Source organism: Candidatus Symbiopectobacterium sp. NZEC135, assembly GCF_025962695.1.
The window spans coordinates 1-755 of the sequence record NZ_JAGFPF010001046.1 but is presented as its reverse complement, the minus strand read 5'-3'; the positions used below and the strand labels follow the sequence as shown (position 1 = coordinate 755).

The window sequence follows — 755 nt, the reverse complement described above, 5'->3', positions numbered from 1 at the left end:
TCGATCATTAAACGCTACCAAGACATCGCATCTGAGGGATTTTACCTGAATCAGCCCCGGTGACCAGCAACAAATTGCATTAATATCATCAACGAACGCGTAAAAAAAGCGCTTAATTCGCGCCATCGCGATAGATTGTTTCCGCCCAGGCTTGCACCTGAACCCGCGCAATTTTGATGCCGCCGCCGTGTAATTCAGCGGGCAACGCGTAGTAGGCGACCGGACGTTGAAAGCCCGCCAACTGCGGCGTGAGCCAGTCGCGGATCGCCGCGAGCGTCACGTCGGGGGAGACGTCTATTACGGCCACCGGACGCTGACCGAATTCGGCATCCGGCACCGGCACCACGCAAGCCTGTTTAACCTTCGGATGCGCCAGCAGCAGCGCTTCAATATTTTGCGGCTGAATGCCTTCACCGCCGCTGAAGAACTGATTATCCAACCGCCCCAGCACGTGCCACTCATGGTGTTGGAATACGCCGCTGTCGCGCGTATGAAACCAGCCGTTGCTGTCGGTGAGCGGCAACAATGCACCGTCGCGCCAGTATCCTGCGGCCATGCTGTCGCCACGCAGCAGAATCTCGCCGTCCTGCACGTCGATTTCACGCGCCAGTAAAGGAAGACCGACGCCAGCTCGGCCATCAGCCCGTTTGGCACAGACCGTTGAGGCCATTTCCGTCATGCCATAGCCACACCAGCAACGAATGCCTCGCGCCTCAGCCTGCTGGGTCAGTTCCAGCGGAATCGCCGCACCGCCG

General features: G+C 58.9%; 1 protein-coding gene. It reads right to left on the bottom strand.

Annotated elements, in window-relative coordinates; translation table 11 throughout:
* Positions 1–112: 112 nt before the first annotated feature.
* On the bottom strand, positions 113–755 hold a 643-nt coding region (locus J5224_RS32335), incomplete at its 5' end, for an AMP-binding enzyme (RefSeq protein ID WP_264629033.1).